Annotated in this window: 22 protein-coding genes; 8 read left to right on the forward strand and 14 right to left on the reverse strand. The window is 58.7% G+C overall.

Annotated features, from left to right (window positions below):
• Positions 1-53: 53 nt before the first annotated feature.
• Positions 54-2,792, reverse strand: coding sequence for a preprotein translocase subunit SecA (gene secA / locus Q0792_RS12110; RefSeq protein ID WP_298840690.1), 2,739 nt, complete (start codon positions 2,790-2,792; stop codon positions 54-56).
• A gap of 174 nt (positions 2,793-2,966) precedes the next feature.
• On the opposite strand from secA, the gene Q0792_RS12115 reads away from it, so the two are divergent.
• The 4 genes from Q0792_RS12115 to Q0792_RS12130 all read left to right on the forward strand — a co-directional run bounded on the left by Q0792_RS12115 (position 2,967) and on the right by Q0792_RS12130 (position 5,752).
• Positions 2,967-3,842, forward strand: a complete 876-nt coding sequence (locus tag Q0792_RS12115; protein WP_298840694.1) for a peptidylprolyl isomerase — start codon at positions 2,967-2,969, stop codon at positions 3,840-3,842.
• A gap of 5 nt (positions 3,843-3,847) precedes the next feature.
• On the forward strand, positions 3,848-5,074 hold the full coding sequence (gene argJ, locus Q0792_RS12120) for a bifunctional glutamate N-acetyltransferase/amino-acid acetyltransferase ArgJ (protein ID WP_298840697.1): 1,227 nt from the start codon (positions 3,848-3,850) through the stop codon (positions 5,072-5,074).
• Positions 5,075-5,095: 21 nt separating this feature from the next.
• A complete protein-coding gene (locus Q0792_RS12125) occupies positions 5,096-5,494 on the forward strand; it encodes a (deoxy)nucleoside triphosphate pyrophosphohydrolase (protein ID WP_298840699.1) in 399 nt (132 codons plus the stop codon).
• Positions 5,495-5,605: 111 nt separating this feature from the next.
• On the forward strand, positions 5,606-5,752 hold the full coding sequence (locus Q0792_RS12130; protein WP_298840702.1) for a hypothetical protein: 147 nt from the start codon (positions 5,606-5,608) through the stop codon (positions 5,750-5,752).
• 70 nt (positions 5,753-5,822) lie between these two features.
• On the opposite strand, the gene infB is transcribed toward Q0792_RS12130, so the two are convergent.
• The 6 genes from infB to pip form a co-directional block, all read right to left on the reverse strand.
• Positions 5,823-8,294, reverse strand: coding sequence for a translation initiation factor IF-2 (gene infB, locus Q0792_RS12135; protein ID WP_298840705.1), 2,472 nt, complete (start codon positions 8,292-8,294; stop codon positions 5,823-5,825).
• A gap of 9 nt (positions 8,295-8,303) precedes the next feature.
• Positions 8,304-8,924, reverse strand: coding sequence for an RNA-binding protein (locus Q0792_RS12140; RefSeq protein WP_298840708.1), 621 nt, complete (start codon positions 8,922-8,924; stop codon positions 8,304-8,306).
• A 22-nt stretch (positions 8,925-8,946) separates the two neighbouring features.
• Complete coding sequence (gene nusA / locus Q0792_RS12145; protein ID WP_298840711.1) at positions 8,947-10,566, reverse strand: transcription termination factor NusA; 1,620 nt, start codon at positions 10,564-10,566, stop codon at positions 8,947-8,949.
• Between the two features lie 14 nt (positions 10,567-10,580).
• Positions 10,581-11,159, reverse strand: a complete 579-nt coding sequence (gene rimP / locus Q0792_RS12150; protein WP_298840714.1) for a ribosome maturation factor RimP — start codon at positions 11,157-11,159, stop codon at positions 10,581-10,583.
• Positions 11,160-11,291: 132 nt separating this feature from the next.
• Positions 11,292-12,182 (reverse strand): ABC transporter substrate-binding protein, encoded by an 891-nt coding sequence (locus Q0792_RS12155; RefSeq protein ID WP_298840717.1) that lies wholly within the window; start codon positions 12,180-12,182, stop codon positions 11,292-11,294.
• On the reverse strand, positions 12,179-13,150 hold the full coding sequence (gene pip, locus Q0792_RS12160; RefSeq protein WP_298840720.1) for a prolyl aminopeptidase: 972 nt from the start codon (positions 13,148-13,150) through the stop codon (positions 12,179-12,181). Before pip ends, Q0792_RS12155 begins: the two co-directional genes overlap by 4 nt.
• Before the next feature lie 48 nt (positions 13,151-13,198).
• On the opposite strand from pip, the gene ubiG reads away from it, so the two are divergent.
• The gene (gene ubiG, locus Q0792_RS12165) at positions 13,199-13,945 is read left to right on the forward strand and encodes a bifunctional 2-polyprenyl-6-hydroxyphenol methylase/3-demethylubiquinol 3-O-methyltransferase UbiG (RefSeq protein WP_298840723.1); all 747 of its coding nucleotides are present in this window, start codon (positions 13,199-13,201) and stop codon (positions 13,943-13,945) included.
• Here ubiG and Q0792_RS12170 read toward each other — a convergent pair.
• The 4 genes from Q0792_RS12170 to Q0792_RS12185 are packed head-to-tail and all read right to left on the reverse strand — an operon-like array spanning position 13,942 to position 16,240.
• On the reverse strand, positions 13,942-14,385 hold the full coding sequence (locus Q0792_RS12170; RefSeq protein WP_298840726.1) for a MarR family winged helix-turn-helix transcriptional regulator: 444 nt from the start codon (positions 14,383-14,385) through the stop codon (positions 13,942-13,944). The two genes, ubiG and Q0792_RS12170, sit on opposite strands and share 4 nt — an antisense overlap.
• Positions 14,385-15,215 carry a carbon-nitrogen hydrolase family protein gene (locus Q0792_RS12175; protein WP_298840729.1) on the reverse strand — a complete coding sequence of 277 codons (831 nt, stop codon included), beginning with the start codon at positions 15,213-15,215 and terminating at the stop codon, positions 14,385-14,387. Before Q0792_RS12175 ends, Q0792_RS12170 begins: the two co-directional genes overlap by 1 nt.
• Complete coding sequence (grxC, locus tag Q0792_RS12180) at positions 15,215-15,472, reverse strand: glutaredoxin 3 (protein WP_298840731.1); 258 nt, start codon at positions 15,470-15,472, stop codon at positions 15,215-15,217. The genes Q0792_RS12175 and grxC overlap by 1 nt, the downstream gene beginning before the upstream one ends.
• 36 nt (positions 15,473-15,508) lie before the next feature.
• The gene (locus Q0792_RS12185) at positions 15,509-16,240 is read right to left on the reverse strand and encodes a ComF family protein (RefSeq protein WP_298840736.1); all 732 of its coding nucleotides are present in this window, start codon (positions 16,238-16,240) and stop codon (positions 15,509-15,511) included.
• A 15-nt stretch (positions 16,241-16,255) separates the two neighbouring features.
• Here Q0792_RS12185 and Q0792_RS12190 point away from each other — a divergent pair, with 15 nt between their 5' ends.
• Both Q0792_RS12190 and hemH read left to right on the forward strand, forming a co-directional pair.
• The gene (locus tag Q0792_RS12190) at positions 16,256-17,074 is read left to right on the forward strand and encodes a methyltransferase domain-containing protein (protein ID WP_298840739.1); all 819 of its coding nucleotides are present in this window, start codon (positions 16,256-16,258) and stop codon (positions 17,072-17,074) included.
• A gap of 86 nt (positions 17,075-17,160) precedes the next feature.
• Positions 17,161-18,201, forward strand: coding sequence for a ferrochelatase (hemH, locus tag Q0792_RS12195; RefSeq protein WP_298841875.1), 1,041 nt, complete (start codon positions 17,161-17,163; stop codon positions 18,199-18,201).
• 74 nt (positions 18,202-18,275) lie between these two features.
• Here hemH and Q0792_RS12200 read toward each other — a convergent pair whose 3' ends face one another.
• Both Q0792_RS12200 and Q0792_RS12205 read right to left on the reverse strand, forming a co-directional pair.
• Complete coding sequence (locus tag Q0792_RS12200) at positions 18,276-18,452, reverse strand: hypothetical protein (RefSeq protein WP_298840741.1); 177 nt, start codon at positions 18,450-18,452, stop codon at positions 18,276-18,278.
• A 138-nt stretch (positions 18,453-18,590) separates the two neighbouring features.
• Entirely contained in the window at positions 18,591-19,202 is a 612-nt protein-coding gene (locus Q0792_RS12205) for a L,D-transpeptidase (protein WP_298840744.1), read from the reverse strand.
• 158 nt (positions 19,203-19,360) lie between these two features.
• Between Q0792_RS12205 and Q0792_RS12210 the strand changes: the two genes are divergently transcribed.
• Positions 19,361-19,912: a CAP domain-containing protein gene (locus Q0792_RS12210; RefSeq protein WP_298840747.1), complete on the forward strand. Its 552-nt coding sequence runs from the start codon at positions 19,361-19,363 to the stop codon at positions 19,910-19,912.
• A gap of 3 nt (positions 19,913-19,915) precedes the next feature.
• Here Q0792_RS12210 and Q0792_RS12215 read toward each other — a convergent pair whose 3' ends face one another.
• Positions 19,916-20,416, reverse strand: a complete 501-nt coding sequence (locus tag Q0792_RS12215) for a L,D-transpeptidase family protein (protein ID WP_298840750.1) — start codon at positions 20,414-20,416, stop codon at positions 19,916-19,918.
• Between the last annotated feature and the right edge of the window lie 52 nt (positions 20,417-20,468).

Consider the following 20,468-nt stretch of genomic DNA (forward strand, 5'->3'; position numbering starts at 1 on the left):
GCTCACTTATGACGGGTATTGGGAGTCATTCAGGCAACAAAAAGGCAAACTGCTCAGACGAGACGCCCATGACAGTGCTTGAATTTCTTGCCGGATCCACATGGGCATGCCTCATTTCTGCCCGGATTCCCCCACGTCGAAGGGTCATCTTCGACAAAACCCTCTGCCGCATTCTCAGGATCTCCTTCAGAAACCACCGGATCAGCTGACAAAGTTGTTCCCGACGCAGAAACGACTGTACCGGCCGCTGCGGCTGCAGCCGCAGCCTGCTGTGCCCTGATCTGCTCGATGAGCTGCTCGCGTTCTTCATCTGTCAGCGGCTGAATCTGAGCAAGCTTCTGTGTGACATCTTCCCGAAGACTGTCGAGCATGCTTTCGAAAAGCTGGAACGACTCGTTTTTATATTCATTCAGCGGGTCACGCTGCGCATAGCCACGGAAACCGACAACCGAACGCAGATGCTCGAGTGTCAGCAGATGGTCCCGCCACTTGGCGTCAATGGCCTGCAGCAGCAGCTGCTTTTCGATATTGCGCATGTTCTCCGGGCCGAACTTTCCGGCCTTCTCGGTCATATAGGCGTCAGACGCCTCGACCAGACGCTCGCGGATCACCTCGTCATCGGCGCCTTCTTCCTCGGCCCAGTCGGTGACGGGCACGTCAATGCCCAGCTGTTCACGCGTTGCCACAAGCAGTCCGTCAGCGTCCCACTGGTCAGCATAGGTGTTTGGCGGCAGATAGGTGTCGATCAGATCATCAATAACCTGATGGCGCATGTCCGTCGTTATTTCTGACAGATCTTCTGCTTCCATAATCTCGCGGCGCTGCCCGAAAACCACTTTCCTTTGTTCGTTCATCACATCGTCGAACTTGAGCAGCTGCTTGCGGATATCAAAGTTGCGGCCTTCAACCTTGGCCTGCGCACGTTCAAGAGACTTGTTGACCCACGGGTGTACAATGGCCTCGCCTTCCTTGAGACCAAGGGTCTTGAGCACTTTCTCAAGGCGTTCGGACCCGAAAATACGCATCAGATCGTCTTCGAGGCTGAGATAGAATGACGACCGGCCCGGATCACCCTGACGACCGGAACGTCCGCGCAGCTGGTTGTCGATCCGCCTGCTTTCGTGGCGTTCGGACGCCAGAACATAAAGCCCGCCTGCAGCAAGCACTTTCTCTTTCTCGTCGGCGTGCGCGGCCTCGATACGGGTCCGCAGGTCTTCGGGGTCGGCTTCGGGGTCGGCAGTCAAAGCATCCATGACCTGAAGATCAACGTTGCCGCCAAGCTGAATGTCAGTACCGCGACCCGCCATGTTTGTGGCAATCGTTACGGCACCCAGTTTGCCCGCATCTGCCACAATCTGTGCTTCCTGCTCGTGCTGGCGTGCGTTCAGAACATTGTGCTGAATATCCGCGGCCGTCAGCATGTTGCTGAGCATCTCAGACTTTTCGATCGACGTGGTGCCGACAAGAACCGGCTGGCCTTTTGCATGGCTCTCCTTGATCTGTTCGATCATGGCGTCATACTTTTCACGGGCCGTGCGAAAAACCTGATCGTCCTCGTCAACGCGGGCGATGGGTCGGTTGGTCGGAACCTCGACCACACCCAGGCCATAAATTTCCATGAATTCTTCGGCCTCGGTCAGCGCCGTACCGGTCATGCCCGCCAGCTTGTTGTAGAGGCGGAAGTAATTCTGGAACGTCACAGAGGCGAGTGTGACGTTCTCGGGCTTGATGGAAACGTCCTCTTTTGCCTCAATCGCCTGGTGCAGACCATCCGACAGGCGCCTGCCCGGCATCATCCGGCCGGTGAATTCGTCAATCAGAACAATTTCGTCGTCACGGACGATATAATCCTTGTCGCGCATGAACAGTTTGTGCGCACGCAGACCCTGGTTGATGTGGTGCACGATGGTCGTGCTTTCAGGGTCGTAAAGCGACTGACCCTCTTCCAGCAGCTCATTGCTGCGCAACAGGTCTTCGAGGAACTCGTTCCCCTCGTCGGTGAACGTCACATTCCGGGTTTTCTCATCAAGTTCGAAATGCTCGTCCTGCAGCGACGGGATTACCTTGTCGATGGTGCGGTACATATCCGACCGGTCCTGCGACGGCCCCGAAATGATCAGCGGCGTCCGGGCCTCGTCGATCAGAATACTGTCGACTTCGTCAACGATGGCAAAGTTATGTTTCTTCTGGAAAATCTGGCTGAGCTCCGACCGCATGTTGTCGCGGAGATAGTCAAACCCAAGCTCATTATTTGTGGCGTAGGTGATATCGCTTTCGTAGGCGACGCGTTTTTCTTCCTCGGGCATGTTGGAATAGGCAACGCCGGTTGTCATGCCGAGAGCAGAGAACACATTCCCCATCCATGCAGCATCACGCCGTGCGAGATATTCGTTGACCGTCACCACGTGCACACCGTCACCGGTGAGCGCGTTCAGATAAGCCGCGAATGTCGCCGTCAGTGTTTTACCTTCACCGGTCTTCTGTTCGGCAATGTTGCCCTGATGCAGAAACACCGCGCCCATCAGCTGGGTATCAAAGGCCCGCAGGCCCAGTGAACGGCGGGCCGCCTCACGGCAGTTGGCAAAGGCCTCTGGCAGCAGAGCGTCGAGGCTCTCACCCTCTCTGGCACGCTGGCGCAGGGTTTCGGTCTTTGCGATGATCTCTTCGTCCGAGAGTTTCTCGAACTCAGGCTCAAGACTGTTGATCTGCGCGATCAGGGGCCGGGTCGCTTTAATCTTGCGGTCATTGGGCGTGCCAAAGACTTTTTTTGCTATTGTTCCGATACCCAGCATGCGTTCTCCAGCCGAAGTGTTTGTGTCAGGCGCTGATCTGCTTGCTCGTCCGCGGCGCAGCCCATAGAAATAATGTGAACGCCAGCCTCTTGTGGCGCCCATAGGGCGATGTAAGGGTCACGCCAAACCGTGTCAATGTCGCGCCCCGTCGTGACCCTGTTCCAGGACCAAAACATGTTTAAACATCGCAGAACCCTCACATCTGCCGCACTTGTTGCACTGCTCACCCTGCCCGTCAGCGCGCAGGACAATGCGGCAACCGATCCGGCTGCAGAACCCGATGCCTCAACCGTTGTGGCAACGGTTGGCGATACCGATATCACTCTGGGTCATATGATCGCCGCAACATCACTTCTCCCGCCCGAATACCAGCAACTGGAAGACGACGTTCTGTTTGAGGGTATTCTTCAGCAGCTGGTGCAGCAGGAAGCCCTGGCGCAGACGTTCCGCGAACAACTTCCTGCGAAGCTGGCGCTTCAGCTGGAAAACGAAAAACGTGCGCTGGTGGCCCGTAAGGTCGTTGAGGATGCGGTCGAGGCACGACTGACCGAAGAAGACATCGCAGCGCTCTACGACGAGCAGTACGGCGACATCGAACCCGAAGAAGAATACAACGCCTCGCACATTCTGGTCGCCACGGAGGAAGAAGCGCTTGCAGTGATCGAAGAGATCAACAATGGCGGCGATTTCGCCGAAACCGCGCGCGAATTTTCGACCGGACCTTCCGGCCCGGGCGGCGGATCGCTGGGCTGGTTCGGCACCGGTATGATGGTACCGTCTTTTGAAGCCGCTGCAATCGCGCTGGACGTGGGCGAGGTCTCTGGCCCGGTCGAGACACAGTTCGGATGGCACGTCATCCGCCTGAACGAAGTGCGCGCCAAGAACATCCCGACGCTTGAGGATGTCCGCGCTGATCTGGAACAGAACCTGACCCAGAAGATTGCATCCGAGTTTCTGGAAGAAATCACAAATGAGGCTGAGGTCGTCTCGGGAGAGGGCAGCGATATGGACCGTGCATTCCTGCGTCGCACGGACCTGCTGTCGGAGTAACTGATATGGCCGGATCACTGCCCGTTTCTCCGCTCGCACCGTCGGGTTTCCCGGAGCTGCCCATCGTTGATGGCGTGCGTTTTGCGACAGTGGCTGCGGGGGTCAGATACACCGGCAGAACAGATGTTATGCTGGCAACACTTGATGCGGGTACCGTCATCGCCGGTGTGTTCACCCGGTCGGCCACGCGGTCCGCACCTGTGCTCGACTGTCAGGCAAAACTGGGCGGTTCGTCTGACAAACCAGCAGCGATTCTGGTCAACTCGGGCAATTCAAACGCCTTTACCGGCCGCAACGGCACAGAGTCTGTGCGTGCGATCACCGAAACCACCGCGCACGTCTGTGGTGTACCGGAGGAGCGGGTCTTTACTGCGTCAACAGGCGTCATCGGCGAGCCGCTGCCACACGACCGGATCACCTCGAAAATAGAAGAGCTGGCCGGCGCGCTTGCGCCTGACGGAATTGATGCCGCCGCCAGGGCTATTATGACCACCGACACCTTTCCCAAAGGCGCGGGAACAACGGTCAGGATTGACGGCAAGATGGTGCGTATAGCAGGGATCGCAAAAGGGTCCGGCATGATAGCGCCCGATATGGCCACGATGCTCGTCTATATCTTTACCGATGCGCGGATACCCCAGGACGAGCTGCAGGCATTGGTTTCTGCACATAACGAAGTCACGTTCAACAGCATCACCGTGGACAGTGATACCTCGACCTCGGATACTCTGCTGGTGGCGGCCACCGGTCAGTCGGGTGCTGACGTGTCCGGGAATGACGCATTTTCCACGGCGCTGCATGGTGTTATGCGCGATCTGGCCCATCAGGTCGTGCGGGATGGCGAAGGCGCCAGCAAATTTGTGGAAATAACGGTGTCGGGCGCACTGAACGACAGGGATGCGCGCATTCACGCACTGTCCATTGCGAACTCCCCGCTGGTCAAAACAGCAATTGCGGGCGAGGATCCGAACTGGGGGCGCGTTGTCATGGCCGTCGGAAAATCGGGGGCGGCTGCCGACCGCGACCGCCTTGCGATCAGGTTCGGGAATGTCATCGTTGCGGAAAACGGCTGGGTCAGCCCGGATTATAACGAAGCTGAAGCGGCGGCGCACATGAAAAAGCAGGACCTTCTGATATCAGTTGATATCGGGCTGGGTGATGGTTCTGCTACTGTCTGGACCTGTGATCTGACTCATGGCTACATTGAAATCAATGCGGATTATCGCTCCTGATCTGCTGACAAGGGACTGGCAATGAAAACTGTGCTGGTATCGGCCGTCGCGCTGATCGACGTGGATGGGCGGGTGCTGCTGGCGCAACGACCCGAAGGCAAATCCATGGCCGGGCTGTGGGAATTTCCAGGCGGCAAGGTTGAAGCCGGAGAAACACCCGAAGCTGCGCTCATCCGCGAACTGGAAGAAGAGCTGGGTATCAACACCTGGCAGTCCTGTCTGGCCCCGCTTACGTTTGCCAGCCACAGCTATGAAAACTTTCATCTCCTGATGCCACTTTTCGCCTGTCGAAAGTGGGAAGGCACTCCGGTTTCACGCGAAAACCAGGCGCTGAAATGGGTACGCCCGAACGAGCTCAGGAGCTATCCGATGCCCGAAGCGGACATTCCGCTTATCCCGATACTGCGTGACTGGCTCTAATCGGCGGATTTTTTCCCATTTATGAACAAAATCGTAATAATTCAAATTTTGTTTATGGATTATTAATCAAATTCTTCTAGTTTTAGGTGAAGTTTTTCTGGGGAGAAAAATATGCTTCGCACCATCACTATCGGGAGTGCGGTTTCTGTACAGGGCATCTTTGTCAGGGACCTGCCTGATGGACGTATTGTCGTCAAAGTCGACGACGATACATACACTGGCAAGCCTGTGGCCCGGAATGCAGACAAACTGCATTAAGGATCGTTAAGCGAAAAAGAAAGGGACGGTGAATTTCACCGTCCCTGTTTTTTTGTGCTGCGTCTGACTGTCAGGTCAGAGTACGGGTAATCTCTTCACGCTCGAAGATCTCGATCACATCGTCCGCACGGATATCATCGTAGTTCTCGAACGCCATACCGCACTCCTGTCCGGACTGCACTTCGGCGACTTCATCCTTGAAGCGCTTGAGCGTTTTCAGCGTGCCCTCGTGGATTACAACGTTGTCGCGCAGCAGACGTACGCCCGCAGAGCGTCGCGCCACACCTTCAGTTACAAGGCAACCGGCGACTTTGCCGACGCCTGTGACTTTAAAGACTTCCTTGATGGTCGCGTATCCGATGAAGTTCTCGCGGATTTCCGCGCTCAGCAGGCCGGAGGCTGCGGCTTTTACATCGTCCACCAGATCATAGATCACCGAATAATAGCGGATCTCTACACTTTTCTGGTTCGCTGTGTTCCGTGCCGAGGCATTGGCCCGAACGTTAAAGCCCATGATCGGTGCGCCGGACGCTTCGGCAAGACCGACGTCCGTTTCCGTGATCGCGCCCACACCCGAGTGCAGCACGCGCACGCGCACCTCGTCGTTGCCGATCTTTTCCATCGCCTGGACGATCGCTTCGGCAGAACCCTGCACATCGGCTTTGACCAGAATGGGCAGTTCCGACACGTTCTCGTCCGCCTTGGCATTTGCCATCAGCTGTTCGAGCGTTGTCGCAGCACCCGCGGCCGCACGTTTGTCTTTGGCCGCATTGGCACGGTATTCCGCGATCTCACGGGCCTGCGCTTCGGTTTCGGTGACATTCAGCACGTCGCCTGCTTCGGGTGTCCCGTTCAGACCAAGCACCTCTACCGGAACCGACGGACCAGCTTCTTTGACACGGTCGCCCTTGTCGTTGATCAGCGCGCGCACCTTGCCGTACTGTTCGCCGACAACAAAGATATCGCCCTGTCGCAGCGTACCGTTCTGGACCAGAACGGTGGCAACGGGCCCACGCCCCACATCCAGCTGCGCCTCGATGACGGCGCCCTGCGCCGCACGGTCCGGGTTTGCCTTGAGCTCGAGAATCTCGGCCTGAAGCGCAATTGCCTCAAGCAGTTCGTCCAGACCCTGGCCCGAAATCGCTGAAACCTCCACGTCCTGCACTTCGCCGGACATCTTCTCGACGATCACTTCGTGCTGCAGCAGATCAGTCCGGACCTTGTCCGGATTGGCGTCGGGCTTGTCGACCTTGTTGATCGCCACGATCATCGGCACCTCGGCCGCTTTCGCGTGGTTGATCGCCTCGATCGTCTGCGGCATGACCGCATCATCGGCAGCCACCACCAGAACAACAATGTCCGTGACCTGCGCACCGCGCGACCGCATCGACGTAAACGCGGCGTGGCCGGGTGTATCCAGGAAGCTCAGCAGCTGACCACCGTCAGTTTTCACCTGATAGGCACCGATGTGCTGGGTGATTCCACCAGCTTCACCGGCGACAACCTTGGCATTCCGGATCGCATCCAGCAGCGATGTCTTACCATGGTCAACGTGACCCATGATGGTGATAACAGGGGGACGGGATTTCAGATCTTTTGCGTCGTCCTCGATCTCTTTGATCACATCCTCAACATCGGCGTCCGAAACACGCACGACCTTATGGCCGAATTCCTCGACGATAAGCTCGGCGGTGTCCTGATCAATGGTCTGGTTCTGCGTCACCATCATGCCGTTCTGCATCAGCGCCTTGACCACGGCCCCAACCTTCTCGGACATCCGGTTTGCAAGCTCGGAGACGACAATCGCCTCGGGGACCTGCACATCGCGCATGACCTTCTCACGCTCGACCTGACCGCCCATCGCTTTCTGGCGGGCACGTTCCTGCTTGCGTTTCATCGCAGCCATCGAGCGCTGACGCCCACCTTCGCCGCCGGCGAGAGCCTGGTTCAGCGTCAGTTTTCCGGACCGACGGTTGTCGTCGCCACCCTTGCCGCCGCGTTTGTTGTCGCGCTCGCGTTCCTGCTTGCGTGGTGCGGGATCGGGCGCTTTGTTGCTTGTCGGACGCTGAACAACGGGTTCAGGTGCCGGCGCGGCTGCAGCTTTTGCAGCGGCCTCAGCCTCTTCCTGCCGGCGTTTGTCTTCCTCGGCCTTGGCCCTGAGGCTTTCCTCGCGCTCGCGTTCTTCGCGTTCCTTGGCTTCCTGCTCGGCACGACGGCGCTCGCGCTCTTCTGCGCGGGCCTTCTCTTCGGCTTCGCGCGCCGCAGATTCCTCAACCTCACGCGCCTTCGCAGCCTGAACGGCCTTCAGCCGACGCTCCATCTCCGCGTCACTGATACCAGCGGGGCGCCGAGACGGATCACCCGTCGCCGCAGAACCACTGCCACCGGATTTCGCGGCACCCGCTTTGGGCACCACAACGCGTTTGCGTTTGGTCTCAACCACGACGTTCTTGGTCCGTCCGTGGCTAAAGCTCTGCTTTACGTTGCCCGGACGCGCGCCGCCGCGCAGACCCAATGTTTTTTTGCCGTCAGTATCGCTCATGAAGCTCGTCTATCCTTTCGGGTGGCCGTTACCACCCTCGTTTTTGCGCACGCCTTTAAGTCTTTGGGCTTCCTCTACAACACGTTGCGTGAGTCCACCAGAGGCGAGCGCCCCATGTATCACAGTTTGGCGTCCGAATGCCAAACCCAATTCGTCAGCCGTCAGCCAGCCAATATACGTTCCGAAATGCGGCGTGCTCAGTTTCGACTTGCCGCGCCCCGATCCGTCGCTGGCCTGGATCAGCACCTCTGCCTCTTCCATCTGCAGCCAGCTTTTCACTTTCTCATAGCCCGCCACGGCTTTTCCGGCTTTACGCTGGAGCGAAATCAGCTCCACGACGCGATGCGCCAGTTGCCGCTCAACTTCTTCAACCAGCGTATCCGGCACGCTGACCTGTGCCTTTGCGCCCCGCGAGAACAGACGTTTCTTTGCCGCCGTCTCAAGAGCCCCACGATCCGCTGCTACCCAGATACCACGACCAGGCAGCTTGCCCAGAATATCGGGAACAACCTGATTGTCCGGCCCGACCACAAAACGGATCAGTCCATGTTTTGGCTGCACCTCACCTGTGGCGATGCACTTGCGCGAAGGACCGTCAGACCGGTCTTTGGGAGCGCCACCGCGACCCATCAGGTGACCCCGAGGCCTGAGATCAGACCTCGGATTCCTCCGCTTCTTCTTCGGCGTCAGCTTCTTCAGCGTCAGCCTCGAGATCGGCAGGGTCCACCCAGCCCAGCAGGACACGGGCCGTCATGATCAGCTGTTGTGCTTCCTCAAGCGAAACGTCAAAGGGCTCCAGCACGCCATCGTCCTTGACGCGTTCCCCGTCGACCGTGGTCCAGCCGCCGGCCAGCTCCCAGTCGGCGCAGGTTGCAAAGTCCTCAAGCGTTTTCACGTCGTCTTTGGCCAGCGCTTCAATCATCTGGGGTGTCAGACCCTCAAATTCAACCAGGCTGTCCTCGACACCCATGCTGCGGGCGTTTTCCAGCGCTGCCTTGTTCTGTGCTTCCAGCACATCGCGGGCACGCGCCTGCAGTTCGTTGGCGGTGTCTTCGTCCACACCGTCGATCACCAGCAGTTCGTCCAGCTCGACATATGCAACTTCTTCGAGGTTCGAGAACCCTTCCGAAACAAGCAGTTGCGCAAAGAACTCGTCGAGATCCAGATTGTCGACGAACAGTTTCGTACGCAGCTCGAACTCGGCCTGACGGCGCGCGCTTTCCTGCTCTTCGGTCATGATGTCAATATCAAGACCGGTCAGCTGCGACGCCAGACGCACGTTCTGGCCACGGCGTCCAATCGCGAGGCTCAGCTGCTCTTCGGGAACGACGACCTCGATCTTGCCGGCTTCTTCATCCAGAACCACCTTGGACACTTCTGCTGGCTGCAGCGCGTTCACCAGGAACGTCGGCTGATCTTCATTCCACGGAATGATGTCGATTTTCTCACCCTGCAGTTCGTTCACAACCGCCTGGACGCGCGATCCGCGCATACCGACACAGGCACCCACAGGGTCAATCGAGTTGTCATACGAGATCACAGCAATCTTGGCGCGGCTGCCCGGGTCACGGGCGACGGCCTTGATCTCGATGATGCCGTCATATATTTCCGGCACTTCCATTTTGAACAGCTCTGCCATGAATTCCGGCGCCGTGCGGCTCAGGAAAATCTGAGGGCCGCGCTGCTCACGGCGGACGTCCTTGATATAGACGCGGATCCGGTCATTCGGACGATAGCTTTCGCGGCCGATCTTTTCATTGCGGCGCAGGATCGCCTCGCCGGCACCTACATCAACGATGACGTTGCCGTATTCCTCGCGCTTGACCAGACCATTGATGATCGTGCCCGCACGGTCTTTGAATTCCTCGAACTGACGGTCACGCTCGGCCTCACGCACCTTTTGCAGAATGACCTGCTTGGCGGACTGTGCAGCAATCCGGCCCATCTCGACCGGGGGAACCTCTTCGATCAGCTGCTGGCCGACCTCGGGATTTTCCATATACTGTTTTGCCTGTTCAACGGTGAACTCGGCCTGGTAGTTCTCCAGCTCTTCGTCCTCAACCACGGTGCGCACGCGCGTGAACGTCGCCTTGCCCGTCTTGCGGTCGATGGACACGCGGATGTCCATCTCCGCGCCGTAACGGGACTTGGCCGCGCGGGCGAGTGATTCTTCCATCGCCTCGACCACCAGTCCGGGGTCGATCATTTTCTCGCGCGCAACCGCCTCGGCAGTTTGCAGCAGCTCAAGCTGGTTGGCAGATGTAATGGCCATGTCTCAGGTCTCCCTTAAGCGGAATCGTCCGATGAAACCTCATCGGAAATCTCGTCAAACTTTGTTTCGTCTATCTCGCCCGCGGCTTTGCGCTGGCGCAGCATCTCTTTGATCAGGTCGTCGGTCAGTACGAGTTTGGCCTCTGTCAGCCAGTCGAATTTCAGACCGATGGTGCCCTCGGCGACATTGATCAGCACTTCGTCGCCCTCGACACCGGCCAGCTCGCCCTTGAAGCGACGGCGGCCGTCGATCATCTCGCCGGTCTCGATTTTGGCCTCATACCCTTCGAACATCTCAAAGTCCTTGAGACGGGTCAGCGGGCGGTCAATACCGGGGCTGGAGACTTCGAGCGTATACTCATCGAGAATAGGGTCCTCGACATCAAGGACAGCGCCAATCGCCTGGCTGATCTCGGCGCAGTCGTCCACCTCGATACCACCATCCGGCTTGTCGGCCATGATCTGCAACGTCGTGCTCTTGCCCGACATCAGACGTACGCGCACCAGCTCAAACCCCATATCCTCGATCACCGGTGTGATGATCTCGGCCATGCGGCGGTCTATCGCTGCTTTTGCAATCAGATCGTTTGTCATCTGTCTTTCAGGCACAAAAAAACGGGCGCGCGGCCCGTTCGAAATTCCGGTGGGCTTTCGGTGTGGACCCGAGAGCGCCGCTGTTGAGCACGATATACGCCCGGCGCTCTGAGTCTGCAACCCCTGATCGCGTCAGGCCATCCACCACCGCTCTGCAGCACGCAGATTGTCCATCGGCCAGCGGCTGCCCACCGTCGCGGGCAATGCCAGACGCTGGTCGACGGCCGTCGACATAAAGTCCTCGCGCGGCAGCAGGGTGATATTTTCCAGATCCCCCAGGTCCGCAGGATGCTCGAGGTCGACGGCATCAACAAAGTGATCGCGCAATGCCTCGGCGCGGACCTCATCCGCCGGCAGTGAGACAAGCTCAACACTGTCAAACCAGCCCGCGCGCCCGTCCTTGTAGTGATCGGCGACACGGTACGCCACAAGATGCCGCCCTGGCCGGAATTCATGCAGCCGGTACAGCCCGGTACCGACACCCGCCGCCGCGCTGGCTGCGTCACCACCTGGCAGAATAACCGTCTGAGGATGGCTCAGCCGCATCGGAAACTGCGGATCTCCATCGCGGAGATGTATGATAATGCGCTGCGAACCCGCAACTTCAACCGACTCCACATCTGACAGCAGCCCGTCCTGCAGCGGCGCAAAAGAGGCCTGCACATCATCAGCACTGAAAAACCTGCCGTCGTGAAACGCCACATTCCGGCGCAGATCAAACTCCCAGCGGGTCGCATCAGCGTTGCTGTGCCACGCAACAGCCAGTTCGCCGTGCAGCGTGCCGTCAGCGGCAATCTCCGTCAGCGTGTCAAACAGAACACCCGCGGTAGCAACCTGCATAAAGAGACCCGGCGTGCCGACCTGACCCAGCACGTCATCCCGGCTCGCACCCGAGAGCGCCATGCGCAGCCGGCCTCCCCGCGCGGGCGCCGGGCCCGCAGACAGGCCGGTCGCCGCGAGCAGGGCTGCGGCTGCACCTGACGCAAAAAGCGCGCGTCGGTCAATATGGGGTCTGCGTGTCACCGTCCGCCAATCCTGTCCATTGTGCGCACCAGTTCTGCACTGATTCCCGGTTCAGACAAAGCATGACCTGCATTGCGGACCATTTTGAGCTCGCAGTTCTCCCAGGCATCTGCAAGCGCCCAGGCGCTGTCTGGCGGGCATATCATGTCATATCGACCCTGCACGATCACGCCGGGAATATGTGCAATACGTCCGACATGTGCGAGAATCTGACCGTCGAATTCCAGAAACCCTGCGTTCGAGAAATAATGGTTTTCCAGACGCGCGAAAGCACGGGCATATTCCCCCGGACTTTCACCTGTTGAGCCCGACGAATAGATTGAGGCCAGCGCATTTTCCCAGGCCGACCAGGCGCGGGCATAGCGCGTCTCGATCGACAGATCGCCGGAGAACAGGCGCTTGCGGTATGCCTCGATCAGGTCCCCGTGCTCGTCTTTTGGAATGAGCGAGGTAAACCGCGCCCAGACTTCTGGCCAGAAACGACCCGCGCCACCACCATAAAACCAGTCCAGTTCGCGCTGCGTCATCAGGAAGACCCCGCGCAGGACAATCGCGCTGGTTCTGTCCGGATGTGCCTGCGCATAGATGAGACCCAGTGTCGCGCCCCAGCTGCCGCCAAAAACGATCCACTGGTCAATGTCCAGCTCGCGCCGGATCAGTTCGATATCGTCAACAAGGTGCCACGTCGTGTTGTGCGTCACGCTCGCATGTGGCCGGGACCGCCCGCAGCCGCGCTGGTCAAACAGCACAACCCTATAGATTTCAGGGTCAAAATAGCGCCGCATCGCGGGGCTGCAGCCGCCACCGGGACCGCCGTGCAGAACCACCACCGGGATACCGTCGGGGTTGCCGCATTGCTCGACATAGACCCGGTGTCCCTGACCAACGTCCAGCATCCGCTGATCGAAAGGGTCGATCGGCGGGTACAAATACTGCACTGCGCGCTTTTGATCCGGGAACTTGTCCATATCAGGCCTATATAATACGAAACCGCAAATGATCACATGGAGACAGGAATGCAAGCGCTTCAATCCACCGTCGACCCCGCCGAAGTTGCCAAATTTGAGGCAATGGCTGCCGAATGGTGGGATGTAAACGGTAAGTTCAAGCCGCTGCACATGCTCAATCCGTGCCGGCTGGATTATATCACCAGCCAGATCGCCGGTGAATTTGACCGTGATCTCAAGGGCGCGCTGCCGTTCAAAGGTCTGCGCATTCTGGATATCGGTTGTGGTGGCGGCCTGCTGTCAGAGCCCATGGCGCGTCTTGGCGCAGAGGTTGTCGGCGCGGACGCCGCAGAGCGCAACATTCCGGTGGCGCAGATCCATGCAGAGCAATCCGGCCTGACGATCGATTACCGGCACACAACAGCCGAGGCACTTGCCGAAGACGGTGAACAGTTTGACGTGGTTCTCAACATGGAAGTGGTCGAACACGTGGCCTCGCCGATTGATTATCTCACAGCCTGCCGGCAGCTGCTGAAACCAGGCGGGCTGCACATCTGTTCGACACTGAACCGCAACCCGAAGTCCTATGTTATGGCGATTATCGGCGCGGAACATGTGATGCGCTGGCTGCCCAAAGGCACGCATGAATGGTCAAAATTCATCACACCGGACGAGCTGTTTGCCCTGCTGAGCGACGCAGGCCTCGACCCCGTCGACCGCAAAGGGTTCGTGTTCAATCCGATTTCCTGGTCCTGGCGGCTGTCGGACCGGGATCTCAGCGTGAACTACGTGACCGCGAGCCTGAAACCGGCTTAACTTCCCTCGCCCAGCTGACGACGCATCTCGCGCAGGATAGGGAGCGCCTCCCGCACCCGTTCGTCACCCAGTTTTTCGACAACCTGGTTGATGACCGGTGCGATAGATCCGACCGCCTGGTCACGCGCCTGGCGGCCGGCAGGGCTGATCGCGACCATCTTGCGGCGGGCATCGTCCCAGTCCGGCCGGATATGGATGTAGCCTGCCCATTCCAGTTTGGACAAAGTATTGGTCATCGCCCCGCGGGTGACATGAAAGGTACCGGCCAGCTGCGCCGGGGTGCGCTCGCCCACATTACCTGCCAGATGGTTCAGGACCGAAAAGTGCGAGATTTCCATACCTTTGGGCAGCACCTTGCTGAGCCGTGCCCGTATCATCTGATCTGCGGTCAGCACTTCGCTGAACAGTGATATCGCGAGTGAATTCCGGTCGTCGTTCATCAGGGTCCATCGAATGGTCGTGCGTTTTCCAGGCTGGGAACTTTTCCGCGCGCCTGTGCCACTAATCCCATATCGATGTCCGTCATGTAAACGCCCGGGTCCGTACCTGCGTCCATTTGGACCTCTCCCCAGGGGGTGACGACCAGAGAATGCCCATAGGTTCGCCGGGTTTTATGCGCAGCACTCCGATGCTCGCCGGTCTGCGCCGGAGCAATAACAAAGCACCCGGTCTCAATCGCCCGCGCCCGCAACAGCGTGTGCCAGTGGGCGGCGCCGGTCACCGGAGAGAATGCCGCGGGCACTGTCAGAATCTGCGCACCAGCAGTGGCCAGCGCGCGGTGCAGAGCCGGGAACCGCAGATCGTAACAGATCGTCAGCCCCAGCATCCCGAAAGCGGTCTGGGCCGTTACAGCGCGCGCTCCGGGTCGGTATCCTTCTGATTCGCGCCAGGTCTCTTCTGGGGTGACCTGAACATCGAACATGTGGATCTTGTCGTACCAGGCCACGATCTCACCCGTGGGACTGATCAGAAAGGAGCGGTTGGCAAACCGACCATCGGCATCATGCGTTTTCAGCGCCAGCGACCCGATCAGCAGCCAGATGCCAAAGCGGGCTGCATCGGCACGCAGGGCTTCAAGTGTGATATCCTCTTCCTGGTGCTGCAGCACCCCGTGCTGATGCTGACGGCTGGTGGACAGGCAGTTTGTGACCTCGGGGGTCAGAACAAACTGCGCACCGTCCGTCGCCGCCTGCGCCAGCAGCCGGCGGGTCTCCACGAGATTCTCCGCCGGCATATCCGTGACGTTCAGCTGCAGCAGTGCCGTCTGCATCAGGCTGCCAGCAATCCGTCGAGCTTGCCTGCGCGCTCCAGCGCATAAAGATCATCGCACCCGCCGACATGGATATCGCCGACAAAAATCTGCGGCACAGTCCGCCCGCCGTTTGCGCGTTTTATCATTTCGGGCTTGCGCTCGGGGTTTGCCAGAACGTCGACTTCTGCAAAATCGATGCCTTTCTGGTTCAGGAGACGTTTTGCCGCGTGGCAGAATCCGCAAAGCGGCGATGTATAGATTTCAACGTTTTTCATAACCGGTCCTTCCCGTGACTGGGTTCAGACGGATATCTAGGTATCCCGTGCCACCCGTGCCAGTGCCACCACGTATACCGGCCCTGAGCCTGCTGCAATACAGGCATCCGCAGCGGCGGAAAGCGTGGCACCAGAGGTCATAACATCATCGACCAGCAGAACCGGGCGCCCGATGAGCCGGTGCCTGCGCCTCGGGTGGGCACTGATGACACCTTTGACGGATGTGAAACGTACTTCGCGGGTCATCCCTTCCATGGGTTGGGTCCGCTTTTGCCGCACAAGCAGATCCTGGCACACAGGCAGGCCCGTATGGCGCGCCAGAGCCTGTGCCAGAAGGCCCGACTGGTTGTACCGGCGCTTGAGCAGACGGGTCCAGTGCAGAGGAATCGGCGCAATAATCATGTTGTCCTGTGGCAGATCCTTGATGGCCCGGGACATCCAGAGCGCGGCCGGCTGCGCAATCTCCTGACGATCACCGTGTTTCAGCGCCAGAACAAGGCGCCGCGCACCGTCACGGTAGATCAGCGCGGCGCGTCCCTGCTTCCACGGGCGGGGCGTCCGCATACACTCATCACATTTCAGTGTATCGGACAGATCATCACCCGGCAGTGGCGTACCGCAGGTGTCACAGATCGAGCCTCCGATAAACGGCGTGTCCCGCCAGCATGGGCCGCACAGACCGAAATCATCGTCAACCGTTCCGCCGCATCCAAGACAACGCGGCGGATAAATGAGCGAAACCGCCGTTTGTAAACCCGACTGCACCATCCTATTAAACCCTCCATGAACACAGCGACCACACTGACTGACACCAGGGCACTGGCCCTTCATCGCCAACGGGCGAAACGGGCCGATCTGTTTTTGCAGGACCAGGCAGCGGACGAAGTTCAGGATCGCCTGGGCATGGTTAACAGGACGTTTACCGACATCGCAGTTGTGACGCCTTTTGCGGAAGTCTGGGCAGACAGACTGCCGGATGCGCACATCATTCCGGACGATGATACGCTTGATCTCGAACCGGCCAGCTGTGATCTCGTCGTGCATGCGCTGGGTCTGCACTGGGCCAATGACCCGGTGGGGCAGCTGATTCAATGCCGGCGCGCCCTGCGGCCTGATGGTCTGTTCATCAGCGCAGCACTGGGAGGTCAGACCCTCGCGGAACTGCGCGCCTGTCTTGGCCAGGCAGAAGCCACCCTGTCGGGCGGTCTGTCGCCGCGCATCGCCCCGATGGGAGAAATCCGCGATCTGGGCGCGTTACTCCAGCGGGCGGGCTTCGCCCTGCCCGTGGCTGACAGTCTCACGCTGCACACTGAATACCGCGACGCGACCCATCTGATGCATGATCTGCGCGCGATGGGGGAAACCAATGCGCTGGCGCAGCGCCTGCGCAAAGCGGTGCCCCGCGCTCTCTTTGCGGAAGCCGCCAGGCTATACGGCGACAGTTTTTCTACCCCCGGTGGTCGTATTCTGACGACCTTTGAAATCGTATTCCTGACTGGCTGGGCGCCTGACGACAGCCAGCAGAAACCGCTGAGACCCGGATCTGCGCAACAGCGGCTGGCAGATGCGCTGGCTGTTCCCGAAAGACCCCTCAGCGATTGACGCTGTCGCAAAAGCCTCTATCTGAGCGGAGGAACGAGATGAGCAAGGACAACGACATGCTGGACAGCAGCTCCGCCAGGCCACTGATGGCCCGCCCGACCCACGCCGGCGCGGATCACCCGGAGGTCGCACGCCCCAAAGTCGGCATCCTGCTTGCCAACCTCGGCACACCTGACAATTACGACTACTGGTCGATGCGCCGGTATCTGAACGAGTTCCTGTCGGACCGCAGGGTAATCGACTACAGCCCGTGGATCTGGCAGCCACTGCTGCAGCTCATCATCCTGAGCAAGCGTCCGTTCTCCAGCGGCGCGGCCTATAAATCTATCTGGAATGAAGAAGAGGGCGAGAGCCCCCTGATGACAATCACCAGGGCGCAGACCGAAAAGGTAAAAACGCAGATGCACGCGCGCTACGGCGACAACGTGATGGTTGATTTCTGCATGCGCTACGGCAATCCGTCCACACGGTCCAAAGTAGCCGAGATGACACAGGCCGGTTGCCGTAAGATACTGTTTTTCCCGCTTTATCCTCATTATGCCGGGGCAACTTCAGCCACAGCAAATGACGCGTTCTTTCGCGCCCTGACTTATGAAAAGTGGCAGCCCGTTACACGTACTGTCGAACCATACTTTGACCGGCCCGACTATATTGATGCGCTGGCGCAGTCGATTGAACGCGCCTATGCCGGACTCGACAAAAAGCCGGATATCCTGGTCTGTTCCTACCACGGTGTGCCGATCCGGTACCTGATGGAAGGCGATCCCTACCACTGCCAGTGTCAGAAAACGACCCGGTTACTCAAGGAGCGTCTGGGCTGGAAAGACACCGAGATCACAACGACCTTCCAGTCAAAATTCGGCCCCGAGGAGTGGCTCCAGCCCTACACGGTTGAGGAAGTGGCGCGTCTGGCAGAAGCCGGCAAAAAGAACATTGCTGTCTGCGCACCGGCCTTTTCCGCGGATTGCATCGAGACGCTCGAAGAGATCAACGAGGAAATCAAGGAAAGCTTTGAGGAGGCCGGCGGTGAACACTTTACGTACATCCCCTGCCTTAATGATGATGATTCGCATATTGACGCACTGTCATCTGTCATCACGGACAATCTCAGGGGCTGGATCGACTGACCCTGTCTGTCGGATGAGCAAACAAAAAAAGGCGGCACTGACGTGCCGCCTTTTTGAATAGTACCGCTAGGCGATCAGGCGATTGCTGCTGCAACGATGATCAGCAGCAGGATCGGCAGCAGCGCGCCGGAGGACGAGCTTTCTGCTTCTTCAACCACTACGGGTGCTTCTACGACCGGCTCTGCAAGCGAACCTGCATAAGCTGTCGACGCGGCGGCTGTCAGTGCAGCTGCGAGAACGAGTTTTTTCATATCAATAACCTCCATAAAGGCGCGCTCCACTTTGGAAAGCAGACGCCCAAGACTTACCTCGTGATTATGTCTAAACAGCACAGAACGCTGTTTGCAAACCGGTTTTGGAACACAGTGGCCAAAATCGGCCTAATGTCGTCAAATTAGCAACACCTGCGTGCCGACTTTGGTCAGGCCAAACAGTTCAGCAATATGCTCGTTATAAAGCCCGATGCACCCGTTCGAAGACTGACGTCCGATTTTGCGCGTATCATGCGTCCCGTGAATACGGTAATAGGTCCACGTCAGGTAAAGAGCGTGTGTTCCCATAGGGTTATCCGGACCGGGGCCAATGTACTCCGGCCAGTCAGGGTTCCGCTTGAGCATCGAGGGCGTGGGACGCCAGTCCGGACCCTCAACCTTGCGGATGATCTTTGTCCGGCCGCGGCGTGTCAGATCTTCGGTCAGCGGGACGCTTGAGGGGTAAAGTTTGTAGAAATCTCCCCCTTCGCCCCAGAAATGCAGCGCACGGCTGTCAATGTCTACAAGAACCGCGCCGTTTTTCAGGTCAGAGAAGTAGGGCCGCCAGTCGAGTGTACGGAAGCTGGAGATGTTGCGGCGGACCGTCTCGGTCAAATCACGCTCTCCCACTGTAGTTGTTGTCGAATTTACCGAAGATGCGTCCTGCGCGATCGCAGGTGCCGCGAGCATTGCCGCCGAGCCGGCCAGAAAAGACCGGCGACCCGGGTGCTTGAAACGATTGTCAGACATGACTGCCTCCAAAACCAAAACTGTTTGACGCGCACTTTATGGCGCAGATGCCGCACCCGCAAATCAAAGAGATGTCATCTGGCGCTCTGACGCTTATGTGCGTTTGAATTACCACGCATTGCACGCTATGTGCGACTCTAACGCTTGTGGAGTGCCATATGATCCGTCTGATTTCTGTTTTTTTCGCCCTTGGGCTCACGCTGGCAGCCTGTGCGCCCACACAAACAGCTCCGACACTGGGTTCTGACGGAAAACCACTGCCATCTCTTTACAGAATCAAAGAGCGCGATACGGCCAAACTGCAGTTCCGGATGCTCGATGCTGTAAATGCTCTGCGCGGGGCCTCTGCGCGCAACCCGGTAGAAATGGACCCGCTGCTGAATGCTGCGGCGGCCACACATGCGCGGGACATGTCGATCCAGAACCGGCCCTGGCATTTCGGCTCTGACGGCTCCTCGCCGATTGATCGCATCCAGCGGGTTGGTTTTCAGGGTACTCTGGTGGGCGAAACGATTTCCGAGACCTACGAAACCGAGCTCGAAACACTGGGTGCGTGGATGCAGCAACCGGACACGCAGCGTATTCTGTTGTCACCGGACGCCACAGACATGGGGTTTGCGTGGTTTCAGGAATCCAACGGAAAAATCTGGTGGACCCTCGTTATGGGGCGTGATGGCACCGCGCCACCACCACAGCCTGCATCGTTCTGAAGCTCAGGCGTTCAGCGTAACGAGCGTGTTGTCCGCCACCATCGCATAGATCTCTTCGATCTCGTCGTTCGTGACGGCGATGCATCCCCAGGTCCAGTCAGGGTCATCTTTCCTGAACGGATTCTTCTGGCCATGGATAAAGATGTCCCCACCCGCAGACCTGCCCGCCGCTTTGGCCGCGGCCACGTCATTCACGTTGGGATAGGATATGCCCAGAGACAGATGGAACTGGCTGTTCGGGTTACGGCGGTCGATCCGGTACAGGCCCTCGGGCGTCTTGCCATCACCTTCGAACTGTTTCGGGCCAACCGGCGCAAAGCCAAGGTGGATGTTGTAACTGCGCAGGACCGTATCGTTGTGCAACAGGTGCATCCGGCGAGCGCCCTTGTTGACGACGACAAAGGTAACTTCCGGCCCGTCATAACGGCGGAATTTAGGATCTGTGGCGCAGGCCCCCAGCGATACCATCGCCGCGGTGCCCAACAATAAATCTCTTCGGCGCATTAACCTGCTGTCCCGTAAAATGCGCCTTTGCGACGCCCTGCTCTTGTCCCAC

The organism is uncultured Roseobacter sp., assembly GCF_947495025.1.
Classification (GTDB): domain Bacteria; phylum Pseudomonadota; class Alphaproteobacteria; order Rhodobacterales; family Rhodobacteraceae; genus Roseobacter.